The organism is Acinetobacter proteolyticus (assembly GCF_000367945.1).
Taxonomy (GTDB): Bacteria; Pseudomonadota; Gammaproteobacteria; order Pseudomonadales; family Moraxellaceae; genus Acinetobacter; species Acinetobacter proteolyticus.
Genome location: NZ_KB849179.1, coordinates 3362168 through 3384914, shown reverse-complemented (window position 1 = coordinate 3384914; position 22747 = coordinate 3362168). Strand labels below are relative to the sequence as shown.

Sequence of the window (22747 nt, the reverse complement as noted above, 5' to 3'; positions counted from 1 at the left end):
TTTTCGAATTTTCCATAAAATAGCCGCTTCTCTATGCTTGGACAAATTGTCGTATGCAATCTTCCAACTCGAATACGCATTCAGAATCAAAAACATTAAAACGTGCCATGAGCACTCGCCATTTAGTTATGCTTTCTTTAGGCGGTGCAATCGGTACAGGTTTATTTTTAGGTTCTGGTGAAGTTATCGCTCAAACCGGCCCTGTGGGCGCAATTATTGCCTATGTATTAGGTGGTTTAATTGCCTATATGGTCATGCTCTGCTTAGGTGAGCTTGCTGTACACATGCCTGTTGCTGGATCTTTTGGTGCATACGCTCAAAAATATATTGGTCCAGGCACAGGTTATATGATTTCTTGGGTCTATTGGCTCACGTGGACCGCAACCCTCGGTACAGAATTTACCGCTGCGGCATTGCTGATGCAGGAATGGTTTCCGCATATTTCCATGTGGATTTGGACCATTATCTTTGCAGTCACCATTTTAGGGCTCAACCTCACCTCAACCCGAATGTTCGCCGAATCTGAATTCTGGCTTGCACTGGTTAAAGTTGTGACCGTGATTGCCTTTATCATTTTAGGTTTATTGGCAATTTTCGGTTTGATTTCGTTCAATGGTTATGAGTCAGCACCTTTATTCCATAACTTGACCGCACACGGCTGGTTCCCGCAAGGCCTGATTCCGATCTTTACCACCATGCTGATTGTGAATTTTGCCTTTTCAGGTACCGAATTAATTGGTGTTGCCGCAGGTGAAACCAAAGATCCAGCTGAAAATGTACCCAAGGCAATCAATGCCGCGATCTGGCGTTTATTGATTTTCTTTGTGGGTACCATCATTGTGATCAGTGCCCTACTGCCATTCCAAGTCGCGGGCTTAGGGGGTGAAGGGGTAAGTAGCAGTCCTTTCGTGACGGTATTTAACTACATTGGTATTCCTTATGCCGATGACATTATCCGTTTCGTGATTATTACCGCACTCCTTTCTGCTGCCAACTCAGGTCTCTATGCTGCATCACGCATGATGTGGTCTTTGTCTGATCAACGCCAACTTCCGAGTGTATTCTCACGCTTATCAAAAAGTGGTACCCCGATTATTGCACTTGTAGTCACCATGTTTGGCGCGATTCCCGGTTTGTTATCAGAACATTTTGCACCTGAAACGATTTTCAAGAATTTACTGGGTGTTGCCGCATTTACCATGGTCATCGTATGGATGAGTATTTGCTGGAGTCAATTTAATTTCAGACGCCAATGGTATAAAGCAGGTCATACAGCAAAGGATTTGAAATTTGCTGCTCCGTTTTATCCGATTGTACCGATCTTAGGCTTTATCTTCTGTTTTATTACCGGTTTGAGTATGGCCGCAGATCCTGAAATGCAAGCGGGCTTTATTGGCTGCTTATTGTTTATTGCAGCCTGCTATTTAAGTCATTACGTTTTTTATCGTCATCGTAAATAAGTAAAGCGCCAAAAAAAATGCAGCTCAGACTGCATTTTTTTATATCTGTTAAAAACAGTATTTTCTCGGTATTTTTTGCTTAACTGCTTATTTTTGATTATTTATTCCGCAACATGTTTTATTTTTAGACACTTACCCACTTTTTTTAGATTTTATTCAGAAAAGTGTTTGACACCCTATCTAATTCACCCTAATATACGCCCACCTCTGAAACGTCCCTATCGTCTAGAGGCCTAGGACATCGCCCTTTCACGGCGGTAACCGGGGTTCGAATCCCCGTAGGGACGCCACTAAATTCGAGGAAAAGCAAAGACAAGATCTTTGCCGAGAATTTAGGCCTAGCAATCAATATGTTTGACATACGATGCTCAGGTAAATTTCCTCAGATATGTCCCTATCGTCTAGAGGCCTAGGACATCGCCCTTTCACGGCGGTAACCGGGGTTCGAATCCCCGTAGGGACGCCAAATTCTGAAAAAGCCACTGCATTGACAGTGGCTTTTTTATTGCCTATTCAGTTCCAATCCCGACCTGAACTTCTAGACGTCCAGATTGCACACGCAAACCACGGATCTCGAATTGATCAACCAGTTGTTGTACCAACTCACGGCTTTCCTGCAAAATATTTAAACCTGGCAAAATACTAAAATCAGTCAGGTTTAATAACTTATCTACCATCCACGAACGGTTATTAATGAAATCAATAAAGCCCGCTTCTTCCAAATCGATATACCATAAGCGATGCCCTTCTTTTTGAATACCTGGCACATCACGAATCAGATGATTGATTAAGAATGGAATTGGCAAAGAATTAATTAACTCAAAGCTCACATTACCAACACGACGTGCCGCCCAATTGGTCAGGGTACCACCATGGCGAATTTGTAGATCAAGATGCTCATCGACTTGGCGCAGACGCAAATACTTTTCCTGCCCAATACGACACTCTAAGACGTTAAATTCGAGTGAAAGTCGATACAAAAAACGACGATAGTGCCCATCCAGTTCGATATGAAAGCGGTCATTACCACACTCAATTTTAATATCATCAATTTCGCTACGATCCATTCGTTTACGAATCTGATTATTCAGCAACATCTCGGGTAAATATAGGGTCAGACTGCTTTTTCCCAAAGAAGCTCTCGCCATGGCTAAAGCAACCTGACGTGCCGCCTCGCTGGTCTCCGAGACCATATCACGAACAGTATTGCGCACCCCTTCGACCCCACGTTTGGTGTGATGGGTGACATGATCCAAGGCATCTAGTGCTGCATCTGCCACACCCGCAATATTGCGTGAAGTATCGCTGGCAAATTCCACTGCATCCTGTGCATGCTGTAATGTTTTATTGATCAGTCGACGTGATAATGATGGTTTCTCAGCTGAGACTTCCGCATCCGCTGGCATAATATCGAACATCGCCTTTTTATCATCTTGTCGATTCAAGATGCTCTCCCTCTTCCCTTTCTTACAGGCTCATTTCTTATGAGCATCAATCTGCTTTCTGAACTTATTAGATGTTTTTCTGTAGATTAGCATGCTCTGCGCTGCGATTTGCGTCTTTTTGTTGCATCGCTTCAAATTATTTGCTGCTTCAGACCAACATCGCTTTTACATAAAATTCTATGACTCATCAGCTTGAATAGGTGCCTGCCCATCTTCGACGCTCAGCGTCTGCATCTGACTCAAACGCAGTGCTTTATATTTTGCCAATACCAATTCAAGCTGCTGCACCTTCTCCTGCCCAATGCCAAAATTTGATAGTTCACGTAATGCTACCCATGCGGCTTGCATCTGCTCAAACTCATTGCCTTTCACCAGTTTTAGCGTCATCCAATCAGCGAGATCCTGCACACGTTTTTGCATTTCAAACTGCAAGGCAAATAGTCCACTGCTTAAGGCCGATGCATCCAATAATCTTAATCTGTTCCGTACTTGCTCAAACTGCTGGCTTTGTTGTTGCAGATATACCGTTAAAACCTCCTGATTGAACCAGACTGCAAAAGCAATCATATCCTGAACAACCACATCACGCTGTATATACAGTGCATTCCGTTCAGGATGTTGTTTATTCAAACGGAGAGCTCCTAAATACACCATCAAGCCTTGTTGCAAGATGATCTGAATATGGCCCAGATCAAAATCGCAGTTTGACTTTAATTCCACTGCAGTCAGTTGATCAAACAATACCTCATACTGAACAGGTTGCTGTAATAAGCCCAAAATCTCTGCATTCTGTTGGATAGCTTGCCATAAACAAGTCAGCGGTGGATCGGCTCGCGCTGTTCGGGTCGAACCTTGCTCCAAAAGATGCTGCCATGCGGCTTGCATCGTGTTCTGCTGATCCAAACTTGTGAGCACACGCTGCGCTGTTAAAAGCTGTGGTGCGGTTGCAATCACGTCCTGACTAAAAGGAATATGCGATGGCTTAGCGCCAAAAATACCATTTAAGGATTTCCCCAGCGAATTTAGGCCACGCCCCATATCTGCCAATAAATTGGTATTTGCAGCTCGTGTCCGCAGTATCGACTCGGGTAACAACAAACTGACCGCACGCTGTAATCGCTGGCTCTGATTTTTCTGGTCAATCGGTTTCAGATGATGGAGCAACAGATACAGCGCATATTCAACATCACTCAGCCGTGGCTGATATTCAGGATGATTGCGACTCAACAGACAGTCAATATAAGCATAAAAGGCAGTTTCATTACGCTGCTGCGATTGTTGTGCCGCCCATTCATAGTATTCAATTGCTTGACTGTATTGTGCTGCCCCTGCGTAGGCTTTGGCCAGTGCAATCGCATGTTGCGCACTTGGATAATGTTGTTGGAAATAATGCAAAAGATCAATTTTCGGTTGTTGATCTAGACAGCGATCCAACTGACGTAGATAGCCATTGATGTGTTGTTGATTTGGCTGTTTCACAATGAACTTCAGACGATAAACCAAACACTGCTCATACCATGCATATTTACGCGCATGCGTCTCATAAGCGCTCAGCAGCTCATCTTCAATTAACTGGATCAATTGGCTGGCATAGACAATATCTTCATCATTCTCATGCCTGAATTGCCATTGCTTGGGTAAAGTCACCTTAAATAAACGCAGCAGAAAATGCGCACTGAGATCAGGGCTTTGCATCGTCACCAACATCAACTTATCTTGGCTAGAGAGATGCTCTTTTCCCTTCTGAATGCGGGATAAACGCAACTTTAGAATCTTGGTGCTTAACATGCGTTTCCTTTCGCATTATTCAACCCACTCATCTTGCAACTTAGCAGACTGCCCTGACTTTTGCGAATGGCTTTAGACGAGCTGTCGCAAGGTTTTTAGGCAAATCTAAACATCGGCTTAGGGACAGGATAAACAATCAAATAAGTAAATTTATGTATTTGAAAGGCTCAAGATTTTTGCTTTTGCATAATTTTCGCTAAAATGGACAAAACAGAATAGGAATCCTATATGCAATACCGTTGCCCTAAATGTCAAAGCGTGAAAATTATGCCTGTCAGTCAGGGTGCTAACAGCCCTCGTCCGAATGTACCAAAAAGTTTGGTGCTTCTGGTTCCTGCCATTTTTATTTTATTAATTTTGGTCTTGATTAGCGTTGCGATGTGGATTTTTGGCAATGGTGCCGGCCAAGGTCTGCAAATTGCGACCGTCGTGGTTTTTGTAATCTGTGTGATTGCAGGGGTTTTATTCTGGCGTGATCTACCTGATTTTAAAATTTCAATGCAAGCGTTTATGCAGGCACAAAAACATTGGAAATGCCGTGACTGCAACAACGAATGGCAGAATTAATTATTATCCAAAAAATATTCACATCAGCTTAATGCTGATGTGAAGGATCTTGTTCAGCTTTCTCATCGTGTTGATGGGTATGCTGGCAATTCATTTCTTCGTCATCTTCAATTTGCAAGGTCACTTCAGCAATGCCATGCTCATGCGATAACATCTCAATCGCAGCACGGTGCAATTGATTACGATCAGCTCTCGGCGCAAACAGATGCACGGTCAAATGAATATTCTTTGAGGTAATCGCCCAGACCTTTAACTGATGGATACTCTCAACGCCATCCAATCCCAGTAGATCATTGCGTAACTTTTCAATATCGACCTCTTCTGGCACACCTTCCAACAAGATATTGATACTCTGCTTGAGCAGAATCCACGTTCTCGGCAATACCCAGAAACCAATCGCAACTGCAAGAATGGTATCAACCCAATACCAATTGGTGAAATAGATCACCACGGCACCGACAATGACAGCCACCGAACCCAATGCATCACTCAACACTTCCAAGTATGCACCCTTCATATTCAGGCTTTCGGCAGCACTGGACATTAACAGTTTCATGGAAATTAAGTTAATAACTAGGCCCAAACTCGCCACAATCAACATACCCACACTTTGAATTTCAGGCGGTTGCGTAAAGCGTTGGTAAGCTTCGTACAGAATGTACATGGCCACAAAAAACAGCATCGAGGCATTAAATAAGGCTGCCAGAATCTCAAAACGCTGATAGCCAAAAGTACGCTTGTTATCTGCAGGACGTTTGGCAATTTTAATCGCCACTAAAGCAATCGCTAATGCAGCCGCATCGGTAAACATATGTGCTGCATCAGACAGTAACGCCAAACTCTGGGTGATTAAACCCGCAACCACTTCGACCACTAAGAAGGTTGAAGTTAGTATCAGCGCAATGGTGAGTTTTTTGATATTACCTTCAGTGACCGCTGCATGACTATGGTCATGCCCTTGATGTCCACCCATGTTGGACTCCTTATCATAATTGAATAAGACCTATTGCAGTCTTAAAGTCAGCCAAGGCGAAAATCGCTTTGGCTGGTTCAGATTCTTCTTAATAAAGTGCTTCATTAAGAAGATAGCATAAACAGATTAAATTGCACTTTCCTGACGTTTGTCCTGTTTGGCTTCATTCATCCAACGATATACCACTGGCAAAATCAGCAAGGTCAGTAAAGTCGATGAAATAATCCCACCAATCACCACAGTCGCCAGTGGACGCTGAACTTCTGCACCTGTGCCCGTGGCAATCGCCATTGGAATAAAGCCAAGCGATGCAACAAAAGCGGTCATTAAAACAGGGCGTAAACGTAATACCGCACCATGCCATGTGGCATAATGAATATCATATTTCTCTCGCAACTCTTTAATAAAGCTGAGCATCACCAGACCATTCAGCACTGCGACACCCGAGAGTGCAATAAAACCGACACCTGCAGACATCGACAAGGGAATATCGCGTAGCCACAGCGCCACCAAACCGCCCGACAGGGCAAATGGCACGCCACTAAACACCAGCAAGCTTTCTTTAAAGTTATTAAATACCGCCATCAACAGAACGAAGATCATCAGCAATGCCAATGGCACCACAATCTGCATTCTAGCTTTTGCCGAGGCCAGATTTTCAAACTGACCGCCATAACCGAGCCAATAACCACTTGGTAATTTTTGCTGTGATAGTTTCTGTTGCATCTCACCTACAAATGAGCCCAAATCACGGTCGCGAACGTTGGTGGTGACTACAACACGGCGCTTGCCATTTTCACGGCTGACTTGTGCCAAGCCTAGAATATTCTCTACCTTTGCCACGTCTTGCAGTTTGATCAAGCCACCATTCGGCAGTTGAATCGGCAGCATGGACAATTGCTGCGGCGTACGCATCACATCATCCAAACGCACCACAAAATCAAAACGACGGTCGCCTTGCAAAATCTGTCCAACACTTTGTCCACCAATACTGGCAGCGACTAAATCCTGAATGGATTTAACCGATAAACCATATTGTGCAGCCAGTGCATGATCGATATCGACATTGAGTAAGGGTAAGCCATCGGTCTGCTCGACTTTGACCTCACTTGCGCCCGTAATGGTTCTCAGGGTTTGAGCAACTTTTTCAGCCTCTTGGTTCAGAACCTGCATATCATCACCAAAGATTTTGACCCCAATATCACTACGTACCCCTGAAATCAATTCGTTAAAACGTAGTTCAATCGGTTGTGAAAACTCACTGTTGTTGCCTGGGATTTTCTCAACGTAGGCCAACATTTTGCTTCGAAGCTCGTCAATGGTTTCCGATTTATCAGACCATTGATCACGCGGTTTTAATAGCACCACGGCATCCGAAATATTCGGTGGCATCACATCCGTTGCCACTTCAGCTGTACCGGTTCGAGCAAAGATTGCTTTGATTTCTGGAAACTCTGCGAGTAATTGCTTCTCAACACTTTCCTGAATTTTCAGTGACTCTTCAATTCCAGTACTTGGTGCACGCATTAACTGTAAAGCAAAATCTCCTTCACTCAGTTGTGGCGCAAACTCACTACCGACACGCGAGCCAATCGCAGCGGTTAAGACCAGAATGGTAACTGCGCCGGCCACCACCACATAACGTAGTGCATAAGCTTTATCCAGTAGGCTTTCATAACTGCTTTTTAACGTCGCCATCCAGCGACTTTCTTTCTCTTTGACCTCGCCAGTAACAAATAGCGCTACTGCTGCTGGAACGAAAGTCACCGATAAAATAATGGCACCGATCAAGGCCAAGACCACCGTCATCGCCATTGGATGGAACATTTTCGCTTCCACACCGGCCAGTGCAAAAATAGGCAAATACACCACCATGATGATGATTTGTCCAAAGATCAGCGGACGTCGTGCTTGCTTTGCCGCCAAGAAGACTTCGGTAAAGCGTTCTGAACGGGTCAGGAGTCGGCCTTTATGGTGTTGTGCTTCTGCCAGCCGTCGGATACAGTTTTCGACAATCACCACTGCACCATCGACGATAATCCCGAAGTCCAATGCGCCTAAACTCATCAAGTTGGCACTGATTTTCTGCTCCGCCATCCCTGTCAGGGTAAACAGCATGGATAAGGGAATAATACAGGCGGTAATCAATGCTGCACGGAAGTTACCCAAGAATACAAACAGGATTACAATCACCAAGATTGCACCTTCAATCAGGTTCTTCGCCACCGTCTTAATGGCTTTATCAACCAAATTACTGCGGTTATAGACGGTTTCGACCACCACCCCTTCAGGCAATGAACGTTTGATTTCCTGCATTTTGCTGTCGAGTGCTTGAGCGATGGATTTACTGTTCTCACCCATCATCATCATCGCGATACCCAGTACGGTTTCTTCACCGTTATAGGTAGCACCACCGGTTCTCAGATCATGTCCAATCGAAACCGTTGCAACATCAGCAACACGGATCGGCAAACCATTCTTGGTACTAACCGTGACATTCTCAATATCTTGTACGGTTTTCAACATTCCCGGAATACGTACCGTAAGCTGCTGACCATTTTCTTCAATAAAACCCGCACCACGGTTTTCATTATTTTCGGTTAACACGGTTTGTAAGTCGGTTAAGGGAATTTGCAATTGCTGTAAACGTTTCAGATCAGGAGAAACCACATAGGTCTTGTTATATCCCCCAATGGTATTGATTTCTGCAACACCCGGCACACGCTGTAATTGAGGACGAACGATCCAGTCCTGAATTTCACGTAGGTCCATGGCCTGATAAGGCGTACCATCGGCCTTTTTGGCATTCGGTTCAGCCTTGATCACCCATTGATAGATCTCACCCAGACCCGTTGAAATCGGTGACATTTGCGGATCAATCTCATCAGGCAACGCACTCTTGGCTTCCTGTAAGCGCTGGTTAATCAGCTGGCGCGCCCAGTAGATATCGGTACCATCTTTAAAAATCACCGTGACTTGGGACAAGCCATAACGAGAGATCGAACGGGTTTGTTCCAAGTTGGGAATACCCGACATGGCATTTTCAATCGGATAAGTAATCCGTTGTTCAACTTCAGGTGCAGTGAATCCACCTGCCTGACTATTAATCTGTACCTGTACGTTAGTAATATCAGGTACGGCATCAATCGACAGTTTTTGGTAGCTATAAATGCCGACCCCGATCCATGCCACCACAAACAGCATGACCCAAATCGCATTGCGGATTGAAAACTGAATAATCCGATCAAACAGACCTTCCGCAGGAGGAAGCTGCAACTTATCTTTAGTGTCCATGCGCAGCCTCTCCCTTTTCAATCTCAGATTTCAAAAGGAAACTGCCTTGACTGACATATTGTTGCTTTTCAGTCAGACCCGATTGGATTTCCACCCACTGCCCATCACTTGAGTAATTACCCAGTTGTACAGGTGTTGGGGTGAAATGCATTTGATCTTTTTCTTGCTTAGCGACAAAAACCGTGGCTTTACCCTCGATCTGCTGAATCGCCGCTTTGGCAACACGAAGTACAGGCTTCTTATCGGTGCCATCTAACAACACATTTACCATCAAATTCGGTCGTAATTCTTTGGCTGGGGTTAACACTTTGGCACGCACCTGCAAACGACCTGTCTGGGTATCTGCTGCGGTGGTCAAAGTCTGGATTTGTGCTTTAAAGCTATTATTGGTTTGCAGCGACTTAAACTCGATCTGCTGCTCTGGTTGGACATTGATGTTATTGACGCTTGGTAAAATAAACTCAATCCAGAGTTGATCCAGCTGATCAATCACAAATAACTGCTTATCGGCGGTAATTTGCTCACCCACTACAATATCTTTCAGACTCACCACACCGCTTAACGGTGCGGTCAAGACATAGCGCCCTTGACTGCCATTGGATGCGCCCAAGGCAGATAAACGGCTACGCGCAGCTTGTACCTGAATCTGTGCCTGACGATAGGCATTGTAGGCACGTTGATAATCCTGACGTGCAGAAACCCCTTGTTCCCAAAGTTGTTTTTCACGTTGATAATCTTGTTGGGCAAGCGTTAAAGCTTCTTGAGCAATACTTAAATTGGCTTGTTGATCCACCAAGTCAGGAATAAATAGAGTGGCTAACACTTGCCCTTTCTTGACTTGTTGACCGAGTACCGCATTGACACTTTCCACACGTCCAGCAAAGGTCGCGGAAACATGCGCTTGCTGATCGGTATTGGTGACCAACTTGGCAGGATACGCGAATTGCTGTCCGACTTCGCCCACACCAACCTGAGCCAGTTTGACCCCGTATTCAGTCATCTGTTTTGGGCTTAGATTTAAGCTACCTTCCTCACTTTCCTGAGCCTGCCCAGCTTCACCTTCTGTATGTCCTTCCTCACCTTCGCCATGACTATCAGCCGCAGCTGCTGTATCACCACTGGCTTTATTCTTGCCCGTAAAAAATAATAACGCGCTCAGGACTAAGCCAATGGCAACAACCAGAATGACCCAAAACCACTGCTTTTTAGATTTATTTGTCGACATTATTCTGCTCCTACTACAGCGGGAAGGTTATTGGTATCTTTCCAAAGGGTTTGATTAATCTGATTTAAGGCATCACTTGAACTCACCATACTCGGCTCAATGCCCAGTGCTAAACTTTCTGCATCAATTTGCTTTTGCCATGCACTCTTGAGTAACTGCACTTTATTTAAACGTTGATCTTGCAATTGCATGGTGGCTTGCTGCACATCAGTAATGGCATATTTACCGACTTTGAAGCCGAGCAGCATTTTCTCTTGCACCGTTTCAGACAATGGAATTTGTCGCTGATTGACGAGATCGAACTGTTGTTTCAACCCCGCCAACTCTGCTGTTAAGGTCTGAATCGCATTCAAGTTCTGCTGCTTGTAAAACTGTTGCTGTTTGACCAGTAAATCTTGTTTGGCATTGGCAATTCGCAATGAATACTGTTGACGATTGAAAATATTCAAAGGGATATCGATGCCCACTCGGAACTTGTTATCAGTCGAATTGGTTTCTGCGCTTTTACTTTGCACCATGCCTAAATTGACGGTTGGATTTGGTCGGTTGGATACTTTTAAATAATCGATATTGGCTTTTTGACGCACTATATCGAGTTGAATAGCACGCTCAAATAAATTGTTCTGCAAATAATCTTGCAAATCATTTTGTTGTGGCCAGACATTGCTTGCCTGAGTAGAGAAGCGGTTATCGGTACTGCCCCACAGATTCGCCAATTGACGCTTTGCAGTGGCTAAAGAGAGTTCGGTTTGTTGAAATAACCGTTGATTTTCAATATGCGCCATCAAGGTACGATCTAAATCGACCTGCGCAATGCTGCCGGCTTTAAGTCTTAAGCGCGTTGCATCCAAAGTGTCCTGGCTGGTTTTTAACTGTGCCTGAACCACATCATGTTCCAACTCTAACACCACCACTTGCGACCACAGATATTTGACTGCTAACTCAAGTTGCGCATTATATAGCTCTTGGTTAAGGCCCACTTGAGATGCCTGTACATCCGCAAGTTTGACGGCAGCCCGCCGTTGACCAAAAATATCCAATTTCTGTGAAACACCAAACTCTAACTCTTTATCTTTACCTGATCTAAAGTCGGTTTGCTGAATTGAGATACTTGGATTCGACCATAAACCTGCTTGTTTTACATTGGCCTCAGCAATTCCTTGCTGTGTTTGCCACACCCCCGTGCCAGCCTGATATCGTTTCACATCCTGCAAAATTTGTTCAAAATTCAGATTGCGTTGTGCAGCATTACTTATAGGCTGCTGATTCGCATCCAGTAAAGATTCTGCGGCAATGGATGGACTCAAAATGGCAGTAGTTAAGGCAAGTGCCAACACTGACCACTTCAATGACAATTGAGTACGATTTTTTCGCGTATGCTGATCAATAGCATGGATACGCTGATTTAAACTAGAAGACATATAAAGCCCCGCAAAGTAATAAGATTGCGGTGGGCTATTTTTCGGCTACCCCACCTATAGCGGGGTCAATACAGGGGGCGGATTTAATCCTGTGAGGTGTGGTGACTGGTAAGAATTGGACCAGTAATATTTTTGTTCTACGTCCTGACTGTGCAACATGGGTTCATTTACACGTTGCTGAACTTCAGCAACCACCACATGAAAACAAGAAGGTAGATGATCATGATGATCTTGCAAGCTTAAAGGCATCGGTAAATCTGCTGCGACGTTATCGAAGACAGTACCTTGTTCAGAACTGTGTGCCTTTTCAGCGACATGATGTCCAAAATGATTCAACATACTATATTCGCGCACCGTTTCATGCGCACAAAAAGCGGCCGCCACATTCCAGAAACTTTGGAACATGAACAAACTCAGCAAGACGGTCACGAAAACAGTTGAGCGTTGCAACAGCACACCCTTACAGTAAATTGCACAAAGGCACTATAGCAGGCTACGCCGATGTAATAAAATTACAAAATACTTTTTAGTCAACTTCTTCCTGATTTAAAACATTTTTTCTTCGACATTGATAACAATGATTTCACTTTTACGGATACGTTATGTATAAATCTTTCTCTATTTTGCTCTTCGCGATGATGCTCAGCCTCAGTGGATGTGCCACCACTATTCTTTCGACTGCGCTCCCCAATGAGACCCAACACGTTCAAACCGACACCTTAAAAAGCGACCAAATAATTGCACTGGGACAAGCTATTCAAAATGAAAAAAGCCAAGGCCTGGTGTTTATTGGTCAGGATTTCAATTACTTAATGACCGATGGTAATGCTGAACTACTGAAACTTTTACATGCCATTCCAGCAGAACAGCGATCTTTCACCAGCGCATCACCTTTGGTCCTCACCATGGATGATCCAACTCATTTTCGGGGCGTCTTACAGATTCAATATAATACCCGTATGATTGATCTGAATCAGAAGCAAAAAGATCTATTAAAATCCCTAGGTTTTAGACAAAATTTTGACTTGATTCAAAATCAAGAAACCGCGCCTTATCCTTATATCAATGTATTTTTTAAAGGGCAGCTCTATCAAGCACTCGATCAACAAAAAATCCAACAGAAATTGACGCAACCCTATCCAATCACTTTACAACAAGAGACCATCATTACCACCAAACATCCAATCAAACGAGCAACCCGTATGGTGCTCTATCCTTTGGCAATGGTCTTTGATGTTGTCACAGTGACACCCCTGTTAATGTGGTCTGATCTGCACGGCGATTTTAATAAATAGACACAAATAAATTGGCATTGCATATAAGCTAATCACCAGAGCAATTAGGTATTGGCTTATTTTTTATGACATTTCTCAATCTTCTGAAATACACAAATAGAACAATAGCTGCAAAGAAAAAACATATATTAAAAACATAATAATGAAAAACTTAGCTTAAGGAGTTGCATGATGAATATTGCAAATATCAAACAGCGGTTGCATTCCTATTGTTCTGGTTTGGTTCAACAGAGCATCCTGTCCGACTCTGAACAGGAAATTCACAAAGCCGAATTTTTTAAAACATTGGCACATCACGAACATGAGCAAGATGCTCATCCCTTTATTTCTGCCAATGATCGCAATGCCGTTTGGTATTTTCTACGTGCAGCGCTACGTGGTAATGCAGATGCAGCCTTTAAACTGGGTGAGAGCTATTTACATGGCGAGTTGGGTTTAGATAAAAATTATGGCAAAGCACAATATTGGCTGGAACGCGCGGCCCATTTAGGACATCCTGAAGCCAAAGCTTATTTATATAGTGCTTTTAGTGAATTAGCATTTTCATAAGTAGAAAAAAACCAGCTCGAAAGCTGGTTTTTATATCAGGACTTAACCTGTAATTTTTTTGTATTTCGTACGTTTTTGAGCCGCATCATCACCGAGACGCGATTGGCGATAAGCTTCGTATTCTGCATAGTTACCTGTGTAGAATTCTGGCTGTTCGTTCTCAAACGACAAGATGTGTGTTGCAATACGGTCGAGGAACCAACGGTCATGCGATACCACCATAACCGTACCTGGGAATACCAGAATGGCATCCTCAAGTGCACGTAAAGTCTCGATATCCAAGTCGTTCGACGGTTCATCCAGCAAGATCACGTTTGCACCCATCTGCAAGATCTTGGCAAGTTGTAAACGGTTACGCTCACCACCCGACAATTCACCTACACGTTTTTGCTGATCTTGGCCTTTAAAGTTAAAGCGGCCGATATAAGCACGTGATGCGATTTCGTAATCACCAATTTTCAGGATATCTAAACCGCCAGAAACTTCCTCCCAAACGGTTTTGTTGTTATCCAAAGTGTCACGAATCTGACCCACGTAAGCCACTTTAACTGACTCACCTAACGTTACAGTACCGGTATCCGGTTGCTGTTCGCCAGTCATCATACGGAATAAGGTGGTTTTACCCGCACCATTTGGACCAACAATACCCACGATTGCTGTAGGCGGTACAGTGAACGTCAGGTTTTCATAGAGTAAGCGACCATCGAATGATTTACTGATTCCTTCCACTTCCACCACTTTGTTACCCAGACGTGGGCCAGGTGGAATATAGATTTCAGAGGTTTCATTACGTTGTTGGAATTCTTTAGAGTTAAGCTCTTCAAAACGTTCCATACGCGCTTTGTTTTTCTTTTGCTGGCCTTTGGCATTTGAGCGAACCCATTCAAGTTCTTTTTTCAATGCTTTAGCAAAAGATTCTTCTTGTTTCTGTTCCTGCTCTAGACGGGCATTCTTTTGTTCCAACCAAGAAGAATAGTTACCTTGGTAAGGAATACCATGTCCACGGTCAAGTTCAAGAATCCACTCAGCCACGTTATCCAAGAAATAACGGTCATGCGTAATCGCAACGATTGTGCCTGGGAAGTCTTTCAAGAAACGTTCTAACCAAGACACTGACTCAGCATCTAAATGGTTGGTCGGTTCGTCAAGAAGTAGCATATCAGGCTTAGAAAGCAATAAACGGCACAATGCAACACGACGACGCTCACCACCTGAAAGCAAGGATACATCGGCATCCCATGCTGGAAGGTTCAATGCATCAGCAGCAATTTCAAGCTGGTTATTGAGGTTATGCGCATCCCATGCATGGATGATAGATTCCAATTTTTCTTGCTCTTTCGCAAGTGCATCAAAATCCGCATCTGGTTCAGCATATTCAGCAAAAACCTGATCAAGACGTTCTAAAGCATCCAGTGCTTCGCGTACGCCATCTTCAACGTTACCACGAACATCTTTGCTTGGATCAAGTGGCGGCTCTTGTTCTAAATAGCCGATTTTGATTCCTGGTTGTGCACGAGCTTCACCTGAGAAATCTTTATCTACGCCAGCCATAATACGGAGTAAGGTTGACTTACCTGCACCGTTCAAACCAAGCACACCAATTTTTGCGCCCGGGAAAAATGATAAAGAGATGTCTTTTAAGATTTCGCGCTTCGGCGGAACCATTTTTGACACTCGGTTCATCGTATAAATATATTGGGCCACGCAGGACTCCTCAATTGAAAAACCAATACATCGCAAATAAAGCGAATCAATAATCGGGCGTATTATACGCTGAAAACCCTATTGACTTGAAGTTAAGTTGGGATTTGTTTGCCTCCTACACTGGTTTTTCTTTTGCAAGACATTACAGGCTTGAATGATTTCAGTTTTCTCAAAACAATTACTGGAGTCAAAGAACTGGCTATATCACCAAAAACGCTATACAGCGCAAAAAATATGCACCATTTTGGATAAAATATACGCTAGACTCGGTCAGTATTTAACTCACGTAGATGATGTAATCATGACCTATAAAGATGAAACTTTAGCCATTCATGCGGGATATTCACCAGAAGCAACTACCAAAGCCGTGGCGGTACCGATTTATCAAACCACCTCTTATGCCTTTGATAATACGCAACATGGTGCAGATCTATTTGATCTCAAAGTACAGGGCAATATCTATACACGGATCATGAACCCAACCACAGCCGTACTTGAACAACGTATTGCGGCACTTGAAGGTGGGATTGGTGCATTGGCCTTAGCCTCCGGCATGGCTGCAATTACCTACGCGATTCAAACCATTGCTGAAGCGGGAGACAATATTGCCTCAGTATCGACCTTATATGGTGGAACGTATAACCTGTTTGCTCACACCTTGCCAAAGCAAGGTATTGAAGTCCGTTTCTTCGATTATCAAAATCCTGAAGCATTGCGTCAAATTATTGATGACAAAACCAAATTGGTGTTTGTTGAATCCATTGGTAATCCGCTCGGCAATATCATCGATCTGGAAGTGATTGCCAAGATTGCGCATGAGTATGGTGTACCTGTGATCGTGGATAATACCGTAGCAACACCTGCCCTATTGAAGCCGTTTGAATTTGGTGCTGATATTGTTGTGCATTCTCTAACCAAGTATATCGGCGGACATGGCAATAGCATCGGTGGCGTGATTGTCGATAGCGGCAAGTTTCCTTGGGGCAAATATCCTGAACGCTTTAAAGCCTTAAATACTCCTGACCCAAGCTATCACGGCGTGAATTATGTCGAAGTGTTGGGTGAAGCTGCTTTTATTGCACGTGCGCGCGTGGTGCCATTACGTAACACCGGCGCAGCCATTAGTCCACTCAGCGTATTTCTGATCTTACAAGGTCTGGAAACTTTAAACCTGAGAATGGAACGCCACACAGAAAATGCCATCAAGGTTGCCGAATACTTAAAACAACATGCAAAAGTAAAATGGGTCAATTACGCAGGTCTATCTGATCATCCACAGCACCATTTGGCACAAAAGTATGTGAAAGGTAAACCTTCTGCTATCCTTTCTTTCGGTGTTCAGGACGGTTTAGCGGGTGGAACACGGTTTATTGATGCATTACAGCTATTTACACGCTTAGTGAATATTGGGGATGCCAAAAGCTTGGCTTGTCACCCAGCCACAACCACACATCGCCAACTCAATGGGGAAGAGCTGAAATCAGCAGGAGTCAGTGAAGATTTAGTGCGTTTGTCTATTGGGATTGAGCATGTTGATGACCTGATTGCTGACCTTGAACAGGCCCTTGCCCAAGTTTAATTTAAATGAAATCAACAAGCCCCTGAATAGGGGCTTATTTTTTATGCAAAATCACAAATTTTTTATTGCTTTTTCAACTATTACAACATCTTGTTTTAGAGCTTTTACTCTAAAAAAGCCATTATTTTTCAAAGATTTACACTAGACAAACAAAAAAAATCGGTTAATATTAGACCAAAATAAAGTGCAGTGTTTAATCGGGATAAGCAAGCATTGCAACAACAGTGTGATTAATGTAGGACACTTACATGAATGCAAAACTCAAAAAACTTTTTCAGCAAAAAGTCGACGGTAAAACGATCATTGTCACTGGTGCATCGAGTGGTATTGGTTTAACGGTTTCTAAATACCTTGCACAAGCAGGTGCTCATGTACTCTTGCTTGCTCGTACCAAGGAGAAGTTAGATGAGGTAAAAGCAGAGATTGAAGCGGAAGGTGGAACAGCCTCTGTTTTCCCATGTGATCTAAACGACATGGAATCAATCGATGCAGTTTCAAAAGAAATCTTAGCGGCAGTTGATCACATTGATATTCTTGTTAACAATGCAGGACGTTCAATCCGTCGCGCAGTACATGAGTCGGTTGATCGTTTCCATGACTTCGAACGTACCATGCAGCTCAACTACTTTGGTGCCGTACGTTTAGTCTTAAATGTTTTACCGCACATGATGCAGCGTAAAGACGGCCAGATTATTAACATCAGCTCGATTGGTGTTCTTGCCAACGCAACGCGCTTTTCTGCTTATGTAGCGTCTAAAGCTGCATTGGATGCATTTAGTCGTTGTTTATCTGCAGAAGTTCACTCACATAAAATTGCGATTACCTCTATTTATATGCCTTTGGTGCGCACACCAATGATTGCACCAACCAAAATTTATAAATATGTACCAACGCTTTCACCTGAAGAAGCAGCCGATTTAATTGCCTATGCGATCGTGAAGCGTCCGAAAAAGATCGCAACCAATTTAGGTCGACTTGCATCGATTACTTATGCCATTGCACCAGACATCAACAACATTTTAATGTCGATTGGTTTCAACTTATTCCCAAGTTCTACTGCTTCTGTCGGTGAGCAAGAGAAGTTGAATTTAATTCAACGTGCCTATGCACGTTTGTTCCCTGGCGAACACTGGTAATCTTTTTAGCTAGATTCAGAAAAATAGCCAATCTTTTGATTGGCTATTTTTTTATTAGAAATAAGTTCTAGTTGCTTTGATTGATCCAGTCCGTGGTTTTTCGAATCGCAGCTTCTAGATTTCCCATCGAAATCTGCCAACGCTGTTGAAACTGTGTCAATCGTTCTCGATCTAACTGTTCTGTTCTTAGAAAACTCAGCATTTCTGTAGACATTTCTAGTTTTCTCGCCAACCATTGCCACTTTAAAATAAACCTCAACAGTCCGATCGGTACATGTCGAGTTGGTGCACTCACCTGCAATTGATCCGCAATCATTTGAGTGAGTTGATGCAAAGCCAGATTGTTCTCACTCACAGCCAACATTGCTTGATTCGACAAAGCCGCATCCACAGAAGCACCGACCATTATCCGACATAGGTCATCGACACGTACTAAAGGTAGATAATGCTGAGCCGTTGCCGGGATGGCACTCATTTTTCCCCGTTTGAGCAAATCAATCATTTGCGCGATCGGCTGATTCGTGGGTATTTCACCAACCATATCATCGCCAACCACTGTTGCAGGATGAATAATCGTCCAATCTACGGATAGCTGTTGTGCACGTCGTATCCATGCAAAATGAGCTTCAATCTTCGATGCTTCATAAGCCCCCAGATGCTGATACACAGCTTGCCATTGGGTACGTTCAGGTTGTTCAAAACAGACCCCTGCCTGCTGTAAATGACTCGTAATCGTCAACATATAGCCCGAAACGTGCACAGCGCGTTTTAAATCACAATGCTGATGCACACAAGTGAATAAATTCAACGCACCTTCAACATTGACGGCCCTTGCTTGTTGCATACTCAGGTTCCACGCAAACAACGCACTACTATTATATAAAGTATCCACTGCGCTTAATTTTTGCCACCCTTGTTCGCTGATGGCAAGCTTAGCCTGTGTCACATCACCTTGGATAAAGCTCAGTTGATTCAAGGAAACACCTGTTTGACTGAGCCAATTTGTGAGCACGGCTTGTTGTTTCACTTGATTCCGAAGCAAGGCAAAAACCGTGTGTCCTTGCTTCAGTAGCTCTAAAATTAAATAGCGGCCAATAAATCCTGTTGCACCTGCGACCAAAGCGACTTGTTTATCTTGCTGTGTTTTTAAGTTGTTATGCACCATCTGCTACGCCCTTTTGATTGAATGTAGGCATAGGCTAAAGGATGGAGTACACTCAATGGTCAAGTGGTTTATGCACCACTTTTTTATAAAATAATAAAGGATAGTTACTATGTTGATTGGACAATTGGCAAAACAGGCAGATCTGAGTCGAGACACCATTCGCTTTTATGAAAAAATGCAGTTGATCCAGTCGATGACCTGTAATAATGGCTATAAAGATTACCCTGAACAAACCCTACAACAACTACAATTGATTCGTACTGCTAAAAATCTAGGTTTTGCGCTCAATGAAATTAAACAGATCTTGGCAATGACAGCCCAAGAGGAAATCCCTGCCCCACAAGTACAAAGCATTTTCCAAGACAAGTTAGATTTGATAGATGAGAAGATTGCACAGCTTCATCAAATCAGAACGATGTTAAGCCGATTTACTCAAGGTGAAGCGTGTCCATTGAGAAAAGATTGTCCGATTCCAGACCTCAACCAATTGCTTTAAAAACTTTTTGTAATGGCAGCAACGGCCCATGTGCATAAACTAAAACTTATCCACAGCTTTGCTGCATTAATCATCAGTAATGTCAGTTGATTTACCCTCTAGCATATTTTCTGGATCACCTATTTTTAGTGTCATTGCCCTATTCACCTAGCGGCACACTCATGTCACGGCTTTAACTGGAATAAAACAATGCAACTGGCAAAATACCTTCATTACAATCAATTTACACAACAGTTGATGACTTACTCAATAAAATTGTCCCCGAATAGAACTCAATTAATTGCTTTTAAAAACATTAAATTCTTAATATTGACCATTCTGACATTCTTTATCTGTCAATGATTTAGCTCTAAACCAGCATTATTCTCCCTATCTAAAAATATATTCATAAAAAGCATACAAAATAATGCCATTTTCATGCTTTTTTAGCGGTATATAACATTCTGTAAAGATTCAGTTACAGAATCTTGCTTGGTTGAAAAGGAACGTATATGAGTCAGACATATAGCAAGGAAGAAAGAAGAAGTCGTATCAAAGGTATTGTGGGTGCGGCATCAGGGAATTTAGTTGAATGGTTTGATTTCTATATTTATGCCGTATTTGCTGCTTATTTTACGCATGCATTGACTGCACCAGATATGGAACCTACCACCAAAGCCATTTATGTATGGGGGGTGTTTGGTGCCAGCTTTTTCATGCGCCCAATCGGCAGTTGGCTGTTCGGACGTATTGCTGACCGTCAAGGCCGTAAGCAATCAATGGTCATTTCGATTTGCTTAATGGCACTCAGTTCATTCCTGTTTGCAGCCTTACCGACTTATGATCAAGTCGGAATGTGGGCACCCTTTTTACTGCTCATGGTGCGTTTACTACAAGGCCTCTCTGTGGGTGGGGAATACGGCGCTGTTGCCACCTATATGAGTGAACTTGGTCTAAAAGGACAACGTGGCTTCTTTGCATCATTCCAATATGTCACGCTTTCAGGTGGTCAGTTACTTGCCAGTTTGCTGGGGGTGATTTTGCTTGGTTTCATGACCGAACAACAGCTGAATGATGGTGGCTGGCGTATTCCTTTCGTCATCGGTGGTGTTGCTGCATTATTGTCTTTGTTTGCCCGTAGTCGTTTAGAAGAAACCTTGTCACATGAAGATGCCGAACGTGAAGAATCGGGTAGCTTAGTCGCCTTGCTTAAACAGCATTGGAAAACTTTCCTATTGGTTGTCGGCTATACCTCTGCGGGTTCACTAACCTTCTATGTAGTCACGGTTTATTCAAAAACCTATCTCACCAATATTGGTATGGATGGCAAAACCGTCGGTTTTATCATGACTACGGCATTGTTTGTGTTTATGTTGGCTCAACCGCTGTTTGGTATGCTGTCAGATCGTATCGGGCGTCGTGCGTCCATGTTGGCATTCAGTTTACTCAGCGCTATCTTTATTTATCCAGTGATGGTTACAGGTATGCGCAGCTTTGCTGACTCTCCTGTGATTATCACCCTGTTACTCATTTTCTTGATGATGTTGCTGAGCTTCTATACCTCAATCAGTGGTCTGGTCAAAGCTGAAATGTTCCCACCACATGTCCGTGCCTTAGGTGTCGGTTTCTCATATGCAGTGGGTAATGCCTTATTTGGGGGTTCTGCACCTTCAGTGGCGTTATTATTTAAAGATGCAGGCATTGAAAACACCTTCTTTGTCTATGTCATTATCATGCTGTTAATCTGTTTCATGTGTAGTTGGGCCTTACCGAAAAAGCCTGAATATCTGGAACATGATCACTAAATAAATTGTGTCCTAAATCTAAACCACTTTTGTAAAAGCAAAGGTGGTTTTTTTATTTTCAGCGTTATTGCAAATAAGGATTGAAGTTCACCAACTGCTTAAACCCACTCTGTACCAGCATGGCAGTACGGGAGCGAGGACGTTGCTGTGCTTCTTGTAGGGTAAATTCAATCATGATCCGATTAAAATCAAGACGAGGGTATCTTAGCTGTAATTGCTGTCTAAACTGTTTGGAAAACTCATAACCGCGACTACCGATGACGTCACAACTGGCCGCTTGTTGCAGCAAATGTGCTTCTACTCCCTCATCGAGCCCAACATAAGGATTCATATGCAGACTGATCACATCAAACAGTTGGTCTGCACGAGGCAATTGCCACCCCTGTTCAAGCGACCAATCTCTTGCCGCATAAGCGCCTTGACCTGCAAAGCAACGACACTGCGCATGATGCTGATAATGTTGTTCTGTCATACCCAAATCATGCAATAAACACGAAACAGCGAGTAGTTCATCATCAGATTTTAAATGCTGCATTTGGCCAAATGCCGTGGCATAACACCATGTTCTGAGACAATGGTTCTGTAAGTCTTGCGAACTGCAATCCTGCATTTTCTCCAAGGCCTGTCGCACATCTGAACTGTCTGGCAATCTCAGATCATCCACCTCCAATTCATGCTGCGTAGCAGGTTTATCCCGATAAGCCAAACTGTACATTTTGATGCTTTGCTTAAGCACAGGTAAAATACTATAGCTCAAAAGTGCCATACGATCTTTTAAGGATAAATCCCCCAAATTCTGTGCCATCCAAGCTTGTCGACCGATCTGCATTTTTATTCAACCTCAAAATTAGAGTAATTACTCTAAT

18 protein-coding genes and 2 tRNA genes are annotated in these 22747 nt (G+C 43.3%); 10 read left to right on the top strand and 10 right to left on the bottom strand.

The annotated features are described in order from the left end of the window. The first annotated feature begins 53 nt into the window (after positions 1 to 53). From F993_RS01395 to F993_RS01405, 3 genes are all read left to right on the top strand, one after another. A complete protein-coding gene (locus tag F993_RS01395; RefSeq protein WP_004657394.1) occupies positions 54 to 1460 on the top strand; it encodes an amino acid permease in 1407 nt (468 codons plus the stop codon). Between the two features lie 214 nt (positions 1461 to 1674). Beyond that, positions 1675 to 1750, top strand: a tRNA-Glu gene (locus F993_RS01400). A 100-nt stretch (positions 1751 to 1850) separates the two neighbouring features. Further along, positions 1851 to 1926 (top strand) — tRNA-Glu (locus tag F993_RS01405). A gap of 43 nt (positions 1927 to 1969) precedes the next feature. On the opposite strand, the gene F993_RS01410 is transcribed toward F993_RS01405, so the two are convergent. Together F993_RS01410 and F993_RS01415 are read right to left on the bottom strand one after the other, a co-directional pair. After that, positions 1970 to 2905: a hypothetical protein gene (locus F993_RS01410; RefSeq protein ID WP_004657391.1), complete on the bottom strand. Its 936-nt coding sequence runs from the start codon at positions 2903 to 2905 to the stop codon at positions 1970 to 1972. A gap of 177 nt (positions 2906 to 3082) precedes the next feature. Next, positions 3083 to 4693, bottom strand: a complete 1611-nt coding sequence (locus F993_RS01415; RefSeq protein WP_004657389.1) for a hypothetical protein — start codon at positions 4691 to 4693, stop codon at positions 3083 to 3085. 228 nt (positions 4694 to 4921) lie between these two features. Between F993_RS01415 and F993_RS01420 the strand changes: the two genes are divergently transcribed. Further along, the gene (locus F993_RS01420) at positions 4922 to 5260 is read left to right on the top strand and encodes a hypothetical protein (protein ID WP_004657388.1); all 339 of its coding nucleotides are present in this window, start codon (positions 4922 to 4924) and stop codon (positions 5258 to 5260) included. Positions 5261 to 5288: 28 nt separating this feature from the next. Here F993_RS01420 and F993_RS01425 read toward each other — a convergent pair whose 3' ends face one another. From F993_RS01425 to F993_RS01445, 5 genes are all read right to left on the bottom strand, one after another. Beyond that, on the bottom strand, positions 5289 to 6233 hold the full coding sequence (locus F993_RS01425) for a cation diffusion facilitator family transporter (RefSeq protein WP_004657385.1): 945 nt from the start codon (positions 6231 to 6233) through the stop codon (positions 5289 to 5291). A gap of 126 nt (positions 6234 to 6359) precedes the next feature. Further along, positions 6360 to 9527 (bottom strand): efflux RND transporter permease subunit, encoded by a 3168-nt coding sequence (locus F993_RS01430; RefSeq protein ID WP_004657383.1) that lies wholly within the window; start codon positions 9525 to 9527, stop codon positions 6360 to 6362. Further along, positions 9517 to 10752, bottom strand: a complete 1236-nt coding sequence (locus tag F993_RS01435; protein ID WP_004657381.1) for an efflux RND transporter periplasmic adaptor subunit — start codon at positions 10750 to 10752, stop codon at positions 9517 to 9519. The genes F993_RS01430 and F993_RS01435 overlap by 11 nt, the downstream gene beginning before the upstream one ends. Next, the gene (locus F993_RS01440; protein WP_004657378.1) at positions 10752 to 12173 is read right to left on the bottom strand and encodes a TolC family protein; all 1422 of its coding nucleotides are present in this window, start codon (positions 12171 to 12173) and stop codon (positions 10752 to 10754) included. Before F993_RS01440 ends, F993_RS01435 begins: the two co-directional genes overlap by 1 nt. Positions 12174 to 12227: 54 nt before the next feature. Further along, positions 12228 to 12623 (bottom strand): cation efflux protein, CzcI-like, encoded by a 396-nt coding sequence (locus tag F993_RS01445; protein WP_206600702.1) that lies wholly within the window; start codon positions 12621 to 12623, stop codon positions 12228 to 12230. A gap of 152 nt (positions 12624 to 12775) precedes the next feature. On the opposite strand from F993_RS01445, the gene F993_RS01450 reads away from it, so the two are divergent. Further along, complete coding sequence (locus F993_RS01450; RefSeq protein WP_004657374.1) at positions 12776 to 13468, top strand: YidX family protein; 693 nt, start codon at positions 12776 to 12778, stop codon at positions 13466 to 13468. Between the two features lie 171 nt (positions 13469 to 13639). Continuing rightward, the gene (locus F993_RS01455) at positions 13640 to 14017 is read left to right on the top strand and encodes a tetratricopeptide repeat protein (protein WP_004657372.1); all 378 of its coding nucleotides are present in this window, start codon (positions 13640 to 13642) and stop codon (positions 14015 to 14017) included. Between the two features lie 42 nt (positions 14018 to 14059). Here the strand turns inward: F993_RS01455 and ettA are convergent, their stop codons facing one another. Next, positions 14060 to 15721, bottom strand: a complete 1662-nt coding sequence (gene ettA, locus F993_RS01460) for an energy-dependent translational throttle protein EttA (RefSeq protein ID WP_004657370.1) — start codon at positions 15719 to 15721, stop codon at positions 14060 to 14062. A gap of 301 nt (positions 15722 to 16022) precedes the next feature. Here ettA and F993_RS01465 point away from each other — a divergent pair, with 301 nt between their 5' ends. Next, positions 16023 to 17300 carry an O-acetylhomoserine aminocarboxypropyltransferase/cysteine synthase family protein gene (locus F993_RS01465; protein ID WP_032812616.1) on the top strand — a complete coding sequence of 426 codons (1278 nt, stop codon included), beginning with the start codon at positions 16023 to 16025 and terminating at the stop codon, positions 17298 to 17300. Positions 17301 to 17548: 248 nt separating this feature from the next. Beyond that, positions 17549 to 18436, top strand: a complete 888-nt coding sequence (locus tag F993_RS01470; protein WP_004657366.1) for an SDR family NAD(P)-dependent oxidoreductase — start codon at positions 17549 to 17551, stop codon at positions 18434 to 18436. A gap of 67 nt (positions 18437 to 18503) precedes the next feature. Here the strand turns inward: F993_RS01470 and F993_RS01475 are convergent, their stop codons facing one another. After that, positions 18504 to 19601 carry an SDR family NAD(P)-dependent oxidoreductase gene (locus F993_RS01475; RefSeq protein ID WP_004657365.1) on the bottom strand — a complete coding sequence of 366 codons (1098 nt, stop codon included), beginning with the start codon at positions 19599 to 19601 and terminating at the stop codon, positions 18504 to 18506. Positions 19602 to 19710: 109 nt separating this feature from the next. On the opposite strand from F993_RS01475, the gene F993_RS01480 reads away from it, so the two are divergent. Next, on the top strand, positions 19711 to 20097 hold the full coding sequence (locus F993_RS01480) for a MerR family DNA-binding protein (protein WP_004657363.1): 387 nt from the start codon (positions 19711 to 19713) through the stop codon (positions 20095 to 20097). A gap of 491 nt (positions 20098 to 20588) precedes the next feature. Beyond that, the gene (locus tag F993_RS01485) at positions 20589 to 21881 is read left to right on the top strand and encodes an MFS transporter (protein ID WP_004657361.1); all 1293 of its coding nucleotides are present in this window, start codon (positions 20589 to 20591) and stop codon (positions 21879 to 21881) included. A gap of 64 nt (positions 21882 to 21945) precedes the next feature. Here the strand turns inward: F993_RS01485 and F993_RS01490 are convergent, their stop codons facing one another. After that, positions 21946 to 22710: an HD domain-containing protein gene (locus tag F993_RS01490; protein ID WP_004657359.1), complete on the bottom strand. Its 765-nt coding sequence runs from the start codon at positions 22708 to 22710 to the stop codon at positions 21946 to 21948. Positions 22711 to 22747 lie beyond the last annotated feature (37 nt).

Excerpts from the sequence above, each read along its gene's own strand:
- F993_RS01430 (WP_004657383.1), bottom strand. The coding sequence starts at position 9,527 with ATGGACACTAAAGATAAGTTGCAGCTTCCTCCTGCGGAAGGTCTGTTT.
- F993_RS01425 (WP_004657385.1), bottom strand. The coding sequence starts at position 6,233 with ATGGGTGGACATCAAGGGCATGACCATAGTCATGCAGCGGTCACTGAA.
- F993_RS01455 (WP_004657372.1), top strand. The coding sequence starts at position 13,640 with ATGAATATTGCAAATATCAAACAGCGGTTGCATTCCTATTGTTCTGGT.
- F993_RS01415 (WP_004657389.1), bottom strand. The coding sequence starts at position 4,693 with ATGTTAAGCACCAAGATTCTAAAGTTGCGTTTATCCCGCATTCAGAAG.
- F993_RS01440 (WP_004657378.1), bottom strand. The coding sequence starts at position 12,173 with ATGTCTTCTAGTTTAAATCAGCGTATCCATGCTATTGATCAGCATACG.
- F993_RS01475 (WP_004657365.1), bottom strand. The coding sequence starts at position 19,601 with ATGGTGCATAACAACTTAAAAACACAGCAAGATAAACAAGTCGCTTTG.
- F993_RS01470 (WP_004657366.1), top strand. The coding sequence starts at position 17,549 with ATGAATGCAAAACTCAAAAAACTTTTTCAGCAAAAAGTCGACGGTAAA.
- F993_RS01485 (WP_004657361.1), top strand. The coding sequence starts at position 20,589 with ATGAGTCAGACATATAGCAAGGAAGAAAGAAGAAGTCGTATCAAAGGT.
- F993_RS01395 (WP_004657394.1), top strand. The coding sequence starts at position 54 with ATGCAATCTTCCAACTCGAATACGCATTCAGAATCAAAAACATTAAAA.
- F993_RS01435 (WP_004657381.1), bottom strand. The coding sequence starts at position 10,752 with ATGTCGACAAATAAATCTAAAAAGCAGTGGTTTTGGGTCATTCTGGTT.
- F993_RS01480 (WP_004657363.1), top strand. The coding sequence starts at position 19,711 with ATGTTGATTGGACAATTGGCAAAACAGGCAGATCTGAGTCGAGACACC.
- F993_RS01490 (WP_004657359.1), bottom strand. The coding sequence starts at position 22,710 with ATGCAGATCGGTCGACAAGCTTGGATGGCACAGAATTTGGGGGATTTA.
- F993_RS01450 (WP_004657374.1), top strand. The coding sequence starts at position 12,776 with ATGTATAAATCTTTCTCTATTTTGCTCTTCGCGATGATGCTCAGCCTC.
- F993_RS01420 (WP_004657388.1), top strand. The coding sequence starts at position 4,922 with ATGCAATACCGTTGCCCTAAATGTCAAAGCGTGAAAATTATGCCTGTC.
- F993_RS01465 (WP_032812616.1), top strand. The coding sequence starts at position 16,023 with ATGACCTATAAAGATGAAACTTTAGCCATTCATGCGGGATATTCACCA.